The 13,647-nt window shown below is 62.9% G+C and carries 15 protein-coding genes; 10 read left to right on the plus strand and 5 right to left on the minus strand.

The window, feature by feature from the left end:
• The first annotated feature begins 126 nt into the window (after nucleotides 1-126).
• From ACR9ZC_RS16440 to ACR9ZC_RS16460, 5 genes are all read left to right on the plus strand, one after another.
• Nucleotides 127-1,689: an ATP-binding cassette domain-containing protein gene (locus tag ACR9ZC_RS16440; RefSeq protein WP_481581111.1), complete on the plus strand. Its 1,563-nt coding sequence runs from the start codon at nucleotides 127-129 to the stop codon at nucleotides 1,687-1,689.
• A gap of 41 nt (nucleotides 1,690-1,730) precedes the next feature.
• Complete coding sequence (locus tag ACR9ZC_RS16445; RefSeq protein ID WP_481581112.1) at nucleotides 1,731-2,726, plus strand: ABC transporter permease; 996 nt, start codon at nucleotides 1,731-1,733, stop codon at nucleotides 2,724-2,726.
• Nucleotides 2,727-2,752: 26 nt separating this feature from the next.
• Nucleotides 2,753-3,778 carry a substrate-binding domain-containing protein gene (locus ACR9ZC_RS16450; protein ID WP_481581113.1) on the plus strand — a complete coding sequence of 342 codons (1,026 nt, stop codon included), beginning with the start codon at nucleotides 2,753-2,755 and terminating at the stop codon, nucleotides 3,776-3,778.
• 87 nt (nucleotides 3,779-3,865) lie between these two features.
• Nucleotides 3,866-4,753 (plus strand): amidohydrolase family protein, encoded by an 888-nt coding sequence (locus ACR9ZC_RS16455; protein ID WP_481582690.1) that lies wholly within the window; start codon nucleotides 3,866-3,868, stop codon nucleotides 4,751-4,753.
• Nucleotides 4,754-5,058: 305 nt separating this feature from the next.
• The gene (locus ACR9ZC_RS16460; protein ID WP_481582691.1) at nucleotides 5,059-6,201 is read left to right on the plus strand and encodes a sensor histidine kinase; all 1,143 of its coding nucleotides are present in this window, start codon (nucleotides 5,059-5,061) and stop codon (nucleotides 6,199-6,201) included.
• A 120-nt stretch (nucleotides 6,202-6,321) separates the two neighbouring features.
• Here the strand turns inward: ACR9ZC_RS16460 and ACR9ZC_RS16465 are convergent, their stop codons facing one another.
• The 4 genes from ACR9ZC_RS16465 to ACR9ZC_RS16480 form a co-directional block, all read right to left on the minus strand.
• Entirely contained in the window at nucleotides 6,322-6,525 is a 204-nt protein-coding gene (locus ACR9ZC_RS16465) for a LysR substrate-binding domain-containing protein (protein WP_481581114.1), read from the minus strand.
• A gap of 319 nt (nucleotides 6,526-6,844) precedes the next feature.
• A complete protein-coding gene (gene flhC, locus ACR9ZC_RS16470; protein WP_481581115.1) occupies nucleotides 6,845-7,369 on the minus strand; it encodes a flagellar transcriptional regulator FlhC in 525 nt (174 codons plus the stop codon).
• A gap of 19 nt (nucleotides 7,370-7,388) precedes the next feature.
• Nucleotides 7,389-7,706: a flagellar transcriptional regulator FlhD gene (flhD, locus tag ACR9ZC_RS16475; protein ID WP_173258091.1), complete on the minus strand. Its 318-nt coding sequence runs from the start codon at nucleotides 7,704-7,706 to the stop codon at nucleotides 7,389-7,391.
• A 186-nt stretch (nucleotides 7,707-7,892) separates the two neighbouring features.
• Complete coding sequence (locus ACR9ZC_RS16480) at nucleotides 7,893-8,411, minus strand: metal-dependent hydrolase (RefSeq protein ID WP_481581116.1); 519 nt, start codon at nucleotides 8,409-8,411, stop codon at nucleotides 7,893-7,895.
• A 164-nt stretch (nucleotides 8,412-8,575) separates the two neighbouring features.
• Here ACR9ZC_RS16480 and ACR9ZC_RS16485 point away from each other — a divergent pair, with 164 nt between their 5' ends.
• Nucleotides 8,576-9,670 carry a glycosyltransferase family 4 protein gene (locus ACR9ZC_RS16485; RefSeq protein ID WP_481581117.1) on the plus strand — a complete coding sequence of 365 codons (1,095 nt, stop codon included), beginning with the start codon at nucleotides 8,576-8,578 and terminating at the stop codon, nucleotides 9,668-9,670.
• A 12-nt stretch (nucleotides 9,671-9,682) separates the two neighbouring features.
• On the opposite strand, the gene ACR9ZC_RS16490 is transcribed toward ACR9ZC_RS16485, so the two are convergent.
• Complete coding sequence (locus ACR9ZC_RS16490) at nucleotides 9,683-10,552, minus strand: manganese catalase family protein (protein ID WP_481581118.1); 870 nt, start codon at nucleotides 10,550-10,552, stop codon at nucleotides 9,683-9,685.
• Between the two features lie 157 nt (nucleotides 10,553-10,709).
• On the opposite strand from ACR9ZC_RS16490, the gene ACR9ZC_RS16495 reads away from it, so the two are divergent.
• From ACR9ZC_RS16495 to tadA, 4 genes are all read left to right on the plus strand, one after another.
• The gene (locus tag ACR9ZC_RS16495) at nucleotides 10,710-11,984 is read left to right on the plus strand and encodes a phophatidylserine decarboxylase associated domain-containing protein (RefSeq protein ID WP_481581119.1); all 1,275 of its coding nucleotides are present in this window, start codon (nucleotides 10,710-10,712) and stop codon (nucleotides 11,982-11,984) included.
• A gap of 208 nt (nucleotides 11,985-12,192) precedes the next feature.
• Complete coding sequence (locus ACR9ZC_RS16500) at nucleotides 12,193-12,459, plus strand: hypothetical protein (protein WP_173258101.1); 267 nt, start codon at nucleotides 12,193-12,195, stop codon at nucleotides 12,457-12,459.
• A gap of 124 nt (nucleotides 12,460-12,583) precedes the next feature.
• Nucleotides 12,584-13,000, plus strand: coding sequence for a DnaJ family domain-containing protein (locus ACR9ZC_RS16505; protein WP_331572148.1), 417 nt, complete (start codon nucleotides 12,584-12,586; stop codon nucleotides 12,998-13,000).
• The gene (gene tadA / locus ACR9ZC_RS16510) at nucleotides 12,997-13,626 is read left to right on the plus strand and encodes a tRNA adenosine(34) deaminase TadA (protein WP_481581120.1); all 630 of its coding nucleotides are present in this window, start codon (nucleotides 12,997-12,999) and stop codon (nucleotides 13,624-13,626) included. The genes ACR9ZC_RS16505 and tadA overlap by 4 nt, the downstream gene beginning before the upstream one ends.
• Nucleotides 13,627-13,647: the final 21 nt, after the last annotated feature.

The following is a 13,647-nucleotide window of genomic DNA, read 5'->3' on the forward strand; positions in this document are numbered from 1 at the left end:
CCGCATGGGCACTGCCATGCTGCCGACAAATCGCATCAATTCATGCAGCCTCGCAATCCCCGGAAGTCGACCGCACCGAATCGGCAGTTACGACGAATATAGCGCGCTCGAGGGACGGCAGGATGCATGACTGCGAAAACAATAGAAGTCACGGAGACACGCATGCCGGAATACCTGCTGTCCGCACGTTCGATCGCGAAGCGCTTCGGACCGACGAACGTCCTGCGCGGTTTCGATTTGTCGATAGCGCGCGGCGAGGTCCATGCATTCCTCGGTGGTAACGGCGCCGGCAAGTCGACCTTCATCAAGATCGTCTCGGGCCAATATGAACGCGATGACGGCGCGATCGAGTTCGAAGGCAAAGCCATCGGAACATCGATCGCATCGGATATCGATCCGGGCGCGATTGCGGTCGTCAATCAGGAACTGGCCTTGTTGCCGCATCTTTCCGTCGCGGAAAACATTGCGATGCCGCGCCTGCGACGCGGCGTGCAAACGTATAGCAGCCGCTTGGCGAGGGCGACGGCGGTGGACGCCTTATCGCTCATCGATCCGCAATTCGCCGATCGGTCGGTCGGCCGTCTCGTCGGCGAGTTGACGCTGCACGAGCGCCAACTCGTGGAAATAGCGCGCGCGCTGGGCTCGGGCGCGAAGCTGCTGCTGCTTGACGAACCCACGGCGAACTTGACCGCTGCGGAGACGACGCGGCTCTTTGCGGTTGTGCGTCGCCTCGTTGCCGACACCGGCCTCGCTGTGTTGTTCGTCTCGCACCGCATGCGAGAGATCCGGCAAGTCGCCGATGTTTGCACGATCATCCGCGATGGCAAGACGGCCGTCGACCGTGCCCGGATCGAGTCGATCAGCGATCGTGAAATCGTCGAGTACATGGGCCAGTGCGCCGCAATGGACGACCAAGCGCAAACCGCCGGCGCACTGGGGTCGTATACCCGTTCAGGTGCGCGCCGGACGCCGGCAAGTGAGCGCGCCGATCTACCGAAGCTCAGCGTAAGAAGGGCGGGTATCCATGTCGACGTGAAGCCCGGCATGATCCTCGGTCTGGCCGGTGCGCCGACCGGCCCGTCAGGATTGATCGAAACATTGACAGGCCTTGCCGCTCGAGGCGAATGGGAATTGTCGCGCGGTGGAAAGCCGCTGCGATATGCAACTACCGCTGCGGCCGCGCGCGATGGCGTCGGCTTCATTTCGGGCGACCGTGCCGAGAAGGGGATTTTGCATAGCCTGTCCATCCTCGACAATTTGAGCGCAGCGGAGCGCGTGGTGCGCCGCCGATACGTAGCGCGGCGAGCGGAGGCGGCTCGCGCTGCCTGGCTTCTCGAAACGTTGGATATCCGCGTGGGCTCCCTTTCGGATCTTCCCGCCACCCTGAGCGGCGGCACGCAGCAAAAGCTGCTCGTCGCCCGCTGGCTCGCGCTCGATCCGCAACTCCTGGTTCTCGAAGAGCCGACCCGTGGCGTGGACATCCGCACCAAGCGCGAGATCTACGGGCTGGTCCGTCAATTGGCCGAACGCGGCTGCGCCATCGTATGGTGGTCGACCGAGTATTGGGAGCTCGTCGAGCTTTGCGACGCAGTACTTGCATTCGATCTCGGCGGAGAGCCGACGAGGGTACTTCCACGCGCCGAGATCGATGAATCGACGCTCGCCGACGCCACCGGCATGGCCGCATGAGATCGAACCGTAAACATGGCATTTCCAATCCGGAGACATTGATGAAGACCCTGCCACAAGCGATCGTGAGCGAGCGCGAATCGCCTTCGAAAGCCAAGCGATGGATGCTTTCCAGCTACCGGACGGAAATCGCGATAGCGATTGCGATCGTGATCATCGAACTGGCGGTCGGCACGGTCGTTCCCGCGGCGCTGTCCGTCGGAAACCTCGCAAACGTTACACAAGCCGCTGCGCCGCTCGCGATCATGTCGTTCGGTGTGCTGCTCGTGATCATCACAGGCGGCATCGACCTTTCCGTGGGGTCGGTCTTCTCGTTGACCGGGATGGTCACGGGGCTGGCCATGGCGCACGGGTACGGCGCGGTCCTCAGCAGTCTCGCCGGTCTCGGCGTTGGCGTGGCCGTGGGTCTCGTCAATGGTGCGCTGGTCACGTTCGTCGGCCTTGCTCCATTCGTCGTGACGCTGAGCACCTATGCGATTGCGGGCAGCTTGTCGTTCATCGTCACCGACGGCCATTCGTTGCCGATCACCGATCCCAACTACTGGCTCCTGAATTCGGGAACGCTGATTCCAGGCATGCCGAACTACGCGCTGTGGTGCGTGCTGCTACTGGCGCTCATCGAACTGGGATTGAACAAGCTCGTTGCGGGCCGCTGGCTCTATGCAATCGGCAGCAGCAGCTCGTCCGCACGTGCGATCGGCATTCCCGTCAAACGCGTGCGTCTTTGCGCCTATCTGCTCTCTGGCTTGCTCGCGTCATGCGCCGGCATCGTCAGCATTTCATACATCAGCAACGCCGAGGCGACGGCGGGATCGAGCCTCATGCTGCAAGCGATCGCTGCGGTCGTGATCGGCGGAGCGAGCCTTTTCGGCGGAACGGGCTCGGCGATCGGCGCGTTGCTGGGCTCGTTGATGATCACGATCATCCAGAACGGCGCCAATCTGATCGGCGTCAACAGCTTTTGGCAGGGCACCGTCACTGGAATCGTGATTCTCGTTGCAGTCCTCGTCGACCGGGTGACCAAAGCCCGGCGCTAAGCCCAACAGTATTAATCGAAGGAGACATGATGTATAAACCCGACTGGAATTCGAAAATGGCGGACCGCGCCCCTCGGTTCGTCAATCGCCTGATGCTGGCTGCATCGATTGCCTTGGCATCCGCCTGGCCGTACTCGGCCATTGCGCAAAGCAAGCCGACAGTTGCCTATATTGCACCGTCGCTCGATATTTCGTATTGGCAATGGGTCGCATATGGCGTGAAGCAGCGCGCGCAGGAGCTCGGCATGAACTACGTCGAGTTCACCTCGGAAAACTCGCCCGCGAAACAGATGGACAATGTACGCACTGCTTTGACGCGCGGCGTCAGTGCGATCGTGATGGGCCCGGTCAGTTCCACCAGTACGCCGCCCGTGCTGCGCCTGCTCAAGTCTCGATCGGTGCCGGTGGCGTTTGCCGGTATCGGACCGGAGTCAGGACAGACCGACTATACGTCGGCCGTCACCGCGAACAACTTCGAGACCGGCAAGGCGGAGGGGGCTTATGTATGCAAGCTCGCAAAGGAGCGAGGCGGCAACAAAATCGCCATGCTCTCGTTGCCGCAGGACCGCGAGAACGCGCAGAAATACATGAAAGGTGCGCAGCTCTCGTTCAAGGCCGACGGATGCGAACTCGTACAAGTGCTCGAAACGCACGGCCTCACCGTCAACGAGGCGGTGGCCCAGGCCAACGATATTCTGACCGCGCATCCTGACGTCAAAGCGATCTACGGGATGTACGACGAAGCGGCGACCGGTGCGGCAAAGGCCTTGCAAACCCGCGGTTTGACGGGCAAGGTCGCCGTGGTGACCGCGGACGGCAGTCCGACCACGATCCGCCTGCTGCGCGATGGCGCCATCCAGGGAATCTTCCTGCAGGAGGCGGTGGGCCAGGGCATCGACGCAACCTCTCAGGTATTCAATGCGCTCAACCACAAACCGACGACGCAGGACCTCGCGCTGAAGGAGCCGCTCGTCACGCGCGAGACGATCGACGATCCCGATGTTCGAGCGACGGTGAAACGTGTGTACCCACCGTCCGCGGGAAACTATTAGGCTTCGAAGCTCGATCGCCTGCCGGCCGATGCAGGGCGGGCGAAATGCTTTCAACGATTCTTCACATCGGAATGCGCCATGGACGATCTGCCCATCATCGATCCGCATCATCATCTCTACGACCTCAAAACTGGCAACTATCCCTGGCTGCAGGGACCGATGCTCAAACGTGTTTTCGGCGACTACTCGGCAATCCGCCGGGACTACCTGATCGAAGATTTTCTCGCCGATATCCGGAATCAGAATGTCGTGAAGAGCGTACATCTCCAGGTGGAGTACGACCATAACGACCCGGTGGCCGAAACGCGCTGGTTGCAGAGCGTCGCCGACCGATACGGATACCCGCACGGGATCGTCGGCTTCGCCGACCTCGCTTCGCCGGACGTCGAGTCGGTCATCGCGGCGCACTGCGCGTTCGAGAACATCCGAGGTATCCGCCAATGCTTGAATTTTCATCGCGACCCGGTCAAGACCTTCATCGATAGCCCGCATTTGATGAGCGACAGCCAGTGGCGCCGCGGATACGGCTTGCTCAGGCAGTACGGGCTTTCTTTCGACCTACAGTTGTATTACACCCAAATGGAAGAAGCGACGGCGCTCGCACGCGATTTTCCCGATACGCCGATCGTGCTGAATCACACTGGCATGCCGGTAGATCGCGAGCGAGACGAAATCGAAGCGTGGAAGAAGGCGATGAAGATGCTGGCGTCGGCGCCGAACGTCTCTTGCAAGATTTCGGGGTTAGGCATGGGCGATTGGAATTGGACCGTGGATTCCATTCGCCCGTTCGTGCTCGATGCGATCGAGGCATTCGGCGTCGAGCGCTGCATGTTTGCGTCCAACTTCCCGGTGGACAAGCTGTTCAGCAGTTATGACGAGCTGTTCAATGCCTTCAAGGCGATTACGCGCGACTTCTCTGCGGCCGAGCGTGCCGCGCTGTTCCATGACAACGCTGCGCGCGTATACCGTCTCTGACCACTGATCGCGCAAGCTTACGGCTGTGCCAACAGCCAATCGCGAAACGTGGCAACCGATGGCTGCTCCGCTGAAAGCCGCTCGGTGATGGCGCCCCGCAGGAATACATGAAGCGAGTAAGATGTATCTACGCGAAAGTGCGGACGGTAACCATTGCCGGAAAACGGACCATCGCGCCGACTCCGGCGCAGAAATATTTCGCCCCGAGATTCCGAGACGAAAGAGACCGCATGGCTGCCGGCGGCGTGTGGCCGCGATAGCTGGCCGCCAGCGAAGTGCAGCAGACCGACGTCAAGGGATCCATCATGATGCATGTTTTCCTGGCCAACAATCGCGACGAACTCATCGAGCGGTGCCGGGCCAAGGTCGCGCAGCGGCCCGCTCGGGCAGCAACCGCCCAGCAGCTCCGGAACGGTGTGCCGATGTTCCTGGATCAGCTCATCAGAACGCTGCGCATGGAACAAACGTCGAAGCCGATGGGTAGCCGCCGCATTTCGGGGCCTTCGGGCGGCGGGCCGTCGTTATCGGAGATTGGCGCAACTGCTGCCGAACATGGACGGGCCCTTTTGGCGCTCGGGTTTTCGGTCGATCAGGTCGTCCATGACTATGGCGACATGTGTCAGGCCATCACCGACCTTGCGTATGAGCGCGATGCGCCGTTTCAGATCGACGAATTTCGCACCCTCAATCGCTGTCTGGACAACGCGATTGCCGATGCGGTAACCGAATTCAGCTACCAGCGGGATTTTGTCATGGCAGACCGACAGGCCGTCGAGCTGCACGAACGCCTCGGATTTTTCGCCCATGAACTCCGCAACCTGCTGCACACTGCCACGCTCGCGTTTACCGCCGCCAAAACCGGAAGCTTAAGTCTGTCAGGGGCAACGGGGGCCGTGCTCGAGCGAAGCCTTGACGGGCTGCGCGATCTGATCGCGCAATCGCTGGAAGATGTCCGGGAAGCAACGGGCATTACGGCGCAATCCAGAATGATTCCGGTTGCCGAGCTCATTGCGGAAGTCAAACAAGCTGCGGATCTCGCGGCTCAGGTTCGTGGATGCGTATTGACGGTGTCCGCAGTGGACCCGAGACTAGCTATCATTGGAGATCGCGACCAGCTTTACTCAGCGTTGGCCAACCTGCTGCAGAACGCCTTCAAGTTTACGCATCTCCACGGCGAGGTGACGCTCGACACGTATGCCGTGTCGGATCGCATCCTGATCGACGTGAGCGACGAGTGCGGCGGTCTTCCGCCTGGCGACGCGGAACGGATGTTTCTGCCGTTTACGCAAAGCGCGAAAGACCGAACTGGCCTTGGGCTGGGGCTATCCATTGCGCGGCGCAGCGTAGAGGCGAACAACGGGACTCTGAGCGTGCGCGACGTACCTGGCACAGGCTGCGTGTTCACGATCAGCCTGCCCCGGCATGCGGCGCCAGAACACGCTCGGTAGGGCCGTCGCGCCCCGGGGGCACAGGTTGCCGGCTGTCGATCCGGCCTCGGTTCGTACCAACGCAGAGAGCACTGTCGACGTTGCGTACCTATATCGTTTCTAACCACTCATCGGGCACGCTTACGGCCGTGCCAACAGCCAATCGCGAAACGCAGCCACCGATGGCTGCTCCGCTTTCTGAGCGGGATAGCCAAAGTAATAGCTCATCCCGCTGGCATACGGCAAATCGAAGGGCATGAGGAGTTTGCCCGACGCCAGCTCGTCCTCGATCAGGCATCGAGGAACGAGGCCGACCCCGCTGAAACCTACGTCCTGCTCACGCATTGCACCGAGCGGACGAACGCGGCGAGCGCAATCGATGACTGGAAACGCGTTTTCACGGCTTTCGGCGCACGATTGAACGTTCCGCGGGCAGGCTGCTGCGGCATGTCGGGTACCTACGGGCACGAGGCAGGGAACCGCGCGACGTCGGAGACGATTTACGGCATGAGCTGCGCGCCGGCTGTGGCGCGACATCGCGACGGGGGCAGGTTGATGGCGAGCGGCTACTCGTGCCGCTGCCAGGTGAGGGCGATCGATGCAACGGATCTACCGCATCCGCTGCAAGTACTGCTCAGCTTGCTCGACAGGAAATCGAGCCCTGTCAGTTCAACGACTTCGATTTCTTGCCTGCGCGCGACGGCGGCTGACACATGACGCACGCGCGGGCGCGGGGCAGATCGTGCTTATAGGAGACGAACTTGCCTTTGCACCGGCAGCACGGATGCATATCGAGGATGCCGCCCTTGAAAAAGCGTACGAGCGTCCAGGCGCGCGTCAAGTCGAGATGCACATCGAGTCCGCCGCGCGTGCAATGCTCGCGGTAGAGGCGGTACCCCTTAGTGAGCGCATCGACGTGCGAACAGCTCGCTTCGTTTCTAAGAAAGGTGTACGTGTGGTAGAAGAGCGACGAATGAATGTTGGCCTGCCACGTCATATACCAGTCGGCAGAGGAGGGCAGCATGCCCTTCGGCGGCGACTCGTCCTTGACCTCGCGATAAATGCGAATCAGTCGGTCGCGCGAGAGCGTCAGTTCCGATTCGAGCACCTGCATGCGGGCGCCCAGCTCAATCAACGCGACGGCGCGCGACACTTCCCGCGCTTCTTCGATCAGGCTCATCTTCGGCATGGCGTGCTCCGTTGGTCGGTCAGCTGAATTGCCTGGCAGGCTGTGCGGCCAGCAAAATGGCCGCATGCATCGCGCTCAGATCGCGGCCGGTATCGGTTGTTGCCAGAGCCGAGAGCATCGCGGCGTCATCGAACCGGATGTCGCAGACCAGGTCTTCGCTCTGGGCAAGCCTGACCGTTTGTGAAGGCGACAGCATCTGGATCAGGTTGGCCATCTGCGCCGACAAGCCCAGCCGAAACATGCCCTCGGCGAAATCATCGTTGAGCATGTGCTGCGCGAGCATCAGATACGAGATGTTGAATTCGCGCATCGATTCGAGCGTTTCGCGATCGTTCACTGTTTGCCTCTTCAGCGGGGGGCGGGTCGCACGACATTTGCCTGCACTGCTTCGAGGGAGCTTCGGGCCGTGCGTGCGGTGAACGGAAGTATTGTTCAGATCGTTCGCGCTACCAATCAGCCGCGGCGGAAGATTCTGTCGTCCGGACTACGCCCGCTGTCGGCGTTTTCCTACGTGGGCCGCTGCTCAGTGCGCGAGCACGCGCAGTCCATGCGCCAGATGTCCCACGGGCGCGGCCAGGAGCGGCCGGGCGACCCAACAGGCTGCCGCCCACGCCAGTGCGACCACGAGCAGATCGCAGCGCCCGCTCTTCCACCAGTTCAGCGAATGGCGCCTGAATATCCACGGCACGCCGAGCGGATTGGGCCAGTCCGCAACGAGATGCATGAGGCCGCCGCAGGCGAACCCGAACAGCGGCGCGGCGAACGGGTGCGCATGGCCCAGCGAGCGATAGGCCAGGACGAGGGCGGCAATCCATCCGACCCCCCAATGCGTGGCGCTGCGATGCGCGATCCAAAGCCGCCGGCTGCGGCTCCACCACGCGATTTCGAGCCAATCGGGCGCGGTGCCGCCCGCGACGCCCGCCAGGCACGCGGCCAAGCTGCCGATATACCAGGGGCCCGCCGCGCCCGCTTGCGCGACGAGCACCGCTGCGATCACACCTGCTGCCCAACCGGTCAGATGGTGCGCACTGCGAGATGCCATAACGAGGACCTGCTCGGAAGCTAAAAGGAATGGGACGCTATCACGGATGGGGCGTGGCCGTCGACGGTGACGCGCCGGGGCGCCACGCAAGCGGAGAGTGCCAACCGCCGGCGCAGGCATGCTCGATGCGCGGCCGCCTGCATGCCGCCGCCGGAGTCCCTACCATGCGTATCGCCCAGATCGCGCCGTTGTACGAAAGCGTCCCCCCTCACGCATATGGCGCGACCGAGCGCATCGTCCATTACCTGACCGAAGCGCTCGTCGCGCGCGGCCACGATGTGACCCTTTTCGCGAGCGGCGACTCGCGCACGTCGGCCCACCTCGTGCCGAGCTGCGAGCGCGCGTTGTGGCGCGATCGCAATGTCTGGGATACCCAGGCTCAACATCTTCATCAACTGGGGCAATTGGCCCGCCGCGCGCACGATTTCGATATCGTGCATTTTCATGGCGAGCCGCTGCACTTTCCGCTCGCGCGTTATCTGCCTTGCCGCCATATCACGACGCTGCACGGCTTACTATTGCCCAACGACCATGGCCCGCTGCTGCGTACCTTTGCCGACGTTCCGCTGGTCTCCATTTCGCGTTCGCAGCGCACTGCGTTGCCCTGGGCTCGCTGGCAGCGCACGGTCCACCACGGCATACCGCCCGACGAACTGCCGTATGCGGAGCGTGCCGGCGAATATCTGTTGTTTATGGGCCGGATAACGCCCGGCAAGCGTCCCGATCTGGCAATCGAAATCGCCTGTCGCGCGGACGTCCCGCTTAAAATCGCCGCGGTGGTTCACGAAGGCGAGCGAGCCTATTTCCACGAGACGATCGAACCGCTCATCGCACGACATCGCCGCCATGTCGAATTCCTCGGCGAAGTCGGTGGCGAAGCGCGGGCCCGTCTGCTTTCCGAAGCCCGCGCGCTGCTGATGCCGATCGATTGGGAGGAACCGTTCGGTCTTGTGATCATCGAGGCGATGGCCTGCGGCACGCCTACGATCGCGTTCCGTCGCGGTGCCATCCCCGAGATTGTCGAAGACGGCCTGAACGGCCGCGTGGTCGACGACGTCGAAAGCGCCGTCGCCGCCGTTCACGCGATGGGCGACATCGACCGCCGCGCGTGCCGTTGCGTATTCGACGAGCGTTTCACGGCACAGCGGATGACCGGCGATTATCTGAGCGTCTATGAAAGCCTGCTCGCCCGGCAGCCTTACGCTCCCGCGAGCCCCGATTACGCCGGAGCCAGGGTGATGAGGCGGCCCGCCGGATAGGCGGGCCTTCGGTTATTTTTTCTGGCTACCGAGCTCCGCGCCCGTGGTGGGATCCACGGTGCGGTCTGACTGCTGGCGCTGCGCCATGGCCTCGAGCGCCGTACGCTCCGCATGGGACAGCACGACCGATGCCTTGCCATCGCCCCCATCCGCTGCCGCAGGCGGATTCGCGACGAGCCGCAGGCCATCGCCCCGATTCCACGGGCCTTCGATAGGCGCGTCGCCTTGCGACATCTTGTAGTAGACCTGCGCGAACTCGCTCGAGGGCGGACGTTTTCCCGGCGGGAAATTGCCCGTGATCGAATACAGCGCTTTCTCGAACGACTTCTGATGCGAGACTTCGCGCGTCATGAGAAAGCCCAGAGCATCGCGCACGCCCGGATCGTCGGTCACGTTCATGAGGCGTTCGTAGATAATTTTTGCGCGCGCCTCGGCGGCAATGTTCGAGCGCAGATCGGCGGTCGGTTCTCCGATCGTGTCGATGTAGGCCGCACTCCAGGGCACGCCGCCCGAATTCGTGAGCGCCGGACCCCCGCCGTAAAGCAGTTGCGTCACGTGGCTGTCGTTGCCGGCGCCGTGGAGCTTGCGATAGCTCTCGGCTTGCGCATCGATGTTCTCGGCGAGCTCGCCTTTCGCACCGCGGTTCAGCATCGCGACGATCGAACCGATGATCTCGAGGTGGCTCAGCTCTTCGGTCGCGATGTCGTAAAGCATATCCTTGCGCCCCGAATCCTCTTCGCCAACGGCTTGCGTGAAATAGCGCATGGCGGCGGCGAGCTCGCCCTGCGGCCCGCCGAATTGCTCGAGCAGCAGATTGGCGAGACCGGGGTCGGTCGCGCCGACGCGCACGGTGTATTGCAGACGCTTGTTGTGAATGAACATGGGAACTCCTTCGAGAAGACGAGAGTGGATGCCTCCGGCCAGGTATCGGTGCCCGCTCGGCCTGTCCGGATACGCAACGGCTATTCCCGCCGGCCCACGTCGGCTCATTGCCGGTGTGGCAGGCAAATTGCTGGGTGCAGGCGCAAAGGAGGGCGCCATGAGCGACCATCGACAAGGACCATTGAAAGAGCGGCGCCGTCTCGGCCGTTGGATGCCGGCGCAGGAAGAACGCACCGCGGCATTTCGCTGCGAGATTGCCGCGCGGGCGCGGGCAAGGGCCGAATGCGCGGGGCAGGCATGGTCACCCGCAAGCGTGGTTCGCGACCTGTCGAATCTCGTGCACGGCGATCCCGTGCTTCGGATGAACCTGACCCGCGCAATCGACGATGCGCGAGACGCCGGCTACGAGCTGGGCTACGGATCGATCGACGAGTTGATTCGCATCATCGACTATCTGGTAACGTTTGCGCCGCCGTTCGACGCGTCGGCGCCGGTGGCGACGCCGCTGAATGCGGTCCTCGATTGGCCGATGTGCATGCCGTCGGGATATGCCGCGTTTCGCGATCCCGCCTTCAATGCGCAGATGAGGCGCGTACTCGATTACTGGTGCGGGTTTCTGAGCGGTCCGCATTCGCGTGCGCACCTGAACGCCGATTCGCCGGACGGCTGGTTCTGCGAAGAGGCGCGCCGCAAGATCGATATGGATGCATTCCTTTGCGACCCCGCCAAGCCGTATTGGGGCTTCGCCTCGTGGAACGCATTCTTCACGCGCGAATTGCGCCCCGGCGCGAGACCCGTGGCGAATCCCGGCGATCACGGCATCATCGTCAGTGCCTGCGAGGCATCTCCATATAACGTGCGCGAAAACGCGCAGCTCTACGACCATTTCTGGCTCAAGGCACAGCCGTATTCACTGCGTGAAATGCTGGCTTGCACACCGCAAGAACGTGTGCAGCGCTTCGTCGGTGGGACCGTCTATCAGGGCTATTTGAGCGCGTTCAATTACCACCGCTGGCATGCGCCCGTCGCGGGACGGATCTGCGAAGCGTACAACGTCGACGGAACGTATTACTCGAATACCGAGGCACAGGGTGCCGACCCTGGCGGGCTCAACCATTCCCAGGGCTACACGACAGCGGTCGCGGCGCGCGCGGTCATCGTCATCGATTGCGACGATCCGGCGATCGGGGAGGTGGCCTGCGTCTTCGTCGGTATGGCGGAGGTGTCCTCGTGCCGGATCGTGGCGCTGCCCGGACAGCACGTCGAAAAAGGCGATGAACTCGGTTACTTCCAGTACGGCGGCAGCACCTGGTGCGCGGTATTCCGGCCGGGGGTCATCGATACGTTCGTGCCGCAGCCGCCGTACCGCGACGATGGCCCGCCGATCCGCGTCAATGCGCATCTTGCGACGGCGAAGCGTTCGAGGCGTTGATCGAAGCCGAATCTTGGCGGGTGATTTACCCAGTGCCCGCTACCTATTGCACGACCTTTCGCGGACGTTGCGTGCGGCGGCGCAAGCACACCGGGTGGACGTAAGCGCGCAGCGGGTATATAAGAACCGCACGGGGTCTCGACCGGCGGTGCGTTTGCGGAGCACGGCGGCCGGCGCAGGACCCGCCGAATGTGAGGAAATGACCGTCATGATGTCCGATCCGTCGAACAAACCCAGTGAAGACCGACCCTCCAAACCGCTCGAACTAGGCGAGTTCGAATCGGCGCTCAGTCACGTCGACAAGCAGCTCAGTACCGGTAACATCGCCGTCAGCGCCGCAAAAGGCATCGTATACAGCTTGATCGAGACGCTTGGCGCGCTCGTGGGCGATCCCGACCTCCCTGAGCATAGCCGGGCAGGCTACGAAGGATTGCTCGAGACGGCCCGGGAACTACGAGCGAAGATCGGCATGTAGCGCGGCGCCGATTCGCAAGCATCGGCCGCCGGCCCGACCCACCGAGGACGGCGTCTAGCGCCGAATCGGCGACGCCCGGCTGCGGCCTGCTAAAATGCCCGCGCCGCCATGTAGTGGATCGCAGATGAAATTGCTTGATGCTTTGGTCGAACAGCGCATCGCCGCCGCGGCAGCGCGTGGGGAGTTCGACGATTTGCCCGGCGCCGGAGCGCCGCAGGAACTCGACGACGACTTGCTCGTGCCCGAGGAAGTGCGCGTCGCCAATCGTATACTGAAGAACGCGGGTTTCGTGCCGCCGGCCGTAGAGCAACTGCGCTCGCTGCGTCATCTGCAAGACGAACTGAACGCCGCAGGCGACCAGGCGGCGCGTTGCCGCCTCCAAGCCAAGCTGCTCGCCCTCGATATGGCACTGGAATCGCTGCGCGGCGAGCCAACGGTCGTGCCGCGCGAATACTGCCGCCGTATTGCCGAGCGGCTCTCCGAGCGCGTTCAGAGCGACGCGCAAGATGCGGCCCAGCCGCAGCAGGTTGGGCTTTCGTGAACGAACGCGATACGCGCTCCGTTGCGCCCGGTTCCGAGCAGAACGGTGCGAGCGCCAATGCGCAGGCCGCGGCGGAGCGCGATCGCCGTTACATGGCACAAGCGCTGCAAGCCGCCGAGTCCGCGCGCGCAGCGGGTGAAGTGCCGGTCGGCGCGGTGCTGGTGCAAGGCGAACGCGTGCTCGCAACCGGCTTCAATCATCCCATCGGCGCTCACGACCCCTCGGCTCATGCCGAAATGGTTGCGTTGCGCGCGGCCGCCCAAACGCTGCAAAACTATCGGCTACCCGGCTGCGAGCTTTATGTGACGCTCGAGCCGTGTCTCATGTGCGCGGGCGCCATCATGCATGCGCGGATCGCTCGCGTCGTGTTCGGCGCGCACGATCCAAAGACGGGGGCATGCGGCAGTGTCGTCGATGCCTTCGCCAATTCCCAGCTCAACCACCATACCCACGTTAGCGGCGGCGTGCTCGAAACCGAGTGCAGCGACGCGCTGAAGTCATTTTTTGCGCATCGGCGCGGGGCCATTCGCGCCGCGCGTGTCGCGGCAACCGCGCGTGCCGCCGGCGCGGCTGGTGCCGCCGATACCGCCGATGAGCAGGCCTGCATGCCCCGTCAGCCGGTGTAAGTAACATTGGCGAGGCGACAC

It is taken from the genome of Trinickia sp. HAY1-2D, from assembly GCF_056754935.1.

What these genes read in the sequence shown, in the direction of transcription:
- ACR9ZC_RS16440 (WP_481581111.1), top strand. Translation starts at nt 127, where the DNA reads ATGACTGCGAAAACAATAGAAGTCACGGAGACACGCATGCCGGAATAC.
- ACR9ZC_RS16445 (WP_481581112.1), top strand. Translation starts at nt 1,731, where the DNA reads ATGAAGACCCTGCCACAAGCGATCGTGAGCGAGCGCGAATCGCCTTCG.
- ACR9ZC_RS16450 (WP_481581113.1), top strand. Translation starts at nt 2,753, where the DNA reads ATGATGTATAAACCCGACTGGAATTCGAAAATGGCGGACCGCGCCCCT.
- ACR9ZC_RS16460 (WP_481582691.1), top strand. Translation starts at nt 5,059, where the DNA reads ATGATGCATGTTTTCCTGGCCAACAATCGCGACGAACTCATCGAGCGG.
- ACR9ZC_RS16465 (WP_481581114.1), bottom strand. Translation starts at nt 6,525, where the DNA reads ATGCGTGAGCAGGACGTAGGTTTCAGCGGGGTCGGCCTCGTTCCTCGA.
- flhC (WP_481581115.1), bottom strand. Translation starts at nt 7,369, where the DNA reads ATGCCGAAGATGAGCCTGATCGAAGAAGCGCGGGAAGTGTCGCGCGCC.
- ACR9ZC_RS16480 (WP_481581116.1), bottom strand. Translation starts at nt 8,411, where the DNA reads ATGGCATCTCGCAGTGCGCACCATCTGACCGGTTGGGCAGCAGGTGTG.
- ACR9ZC_RS16485 (WP_481581117.1), top strand. Translation starts at nt 8,576, where the DNA reads ATGCGTATCGCCCAGATCGCGCCGTTGTACGAAAGCGTCCCCCCTCAC.
- ACR9ZC_RS16490 (WP_481581118.1), bottom strand. Translation starts at nt 10,552, where the DNA reads ATGTTCATTCACAACAAGCGTCTGCAATACACCGTGCGCGTCGGCGCG.
- ACR9ZC_RS16495 (WP_481581119.1), top strand. Translation starts at nt 10,710, where the DNA reads ATGAGCGACCATCGACAAGGACCATTGAAAGAGCGGCGCCGTCTCGGC.
- ACR9ZC_RS16500 (WP_173258101.1), top strand. Translation starts at nt 12,193, where the DNA reads ATGATGTCCGATCCGTCGAACAAACCCAGTGAAGACCGACCCTCCAAA.
- ACR9ZC_RS16505 (WP_331572148.1), top strand. Translation starts at nt 12,584, where the DNA reads ATGAAATTGCTTGATGCTTTGGTCGAACAGCGCATCGCCGCCGCGGCA.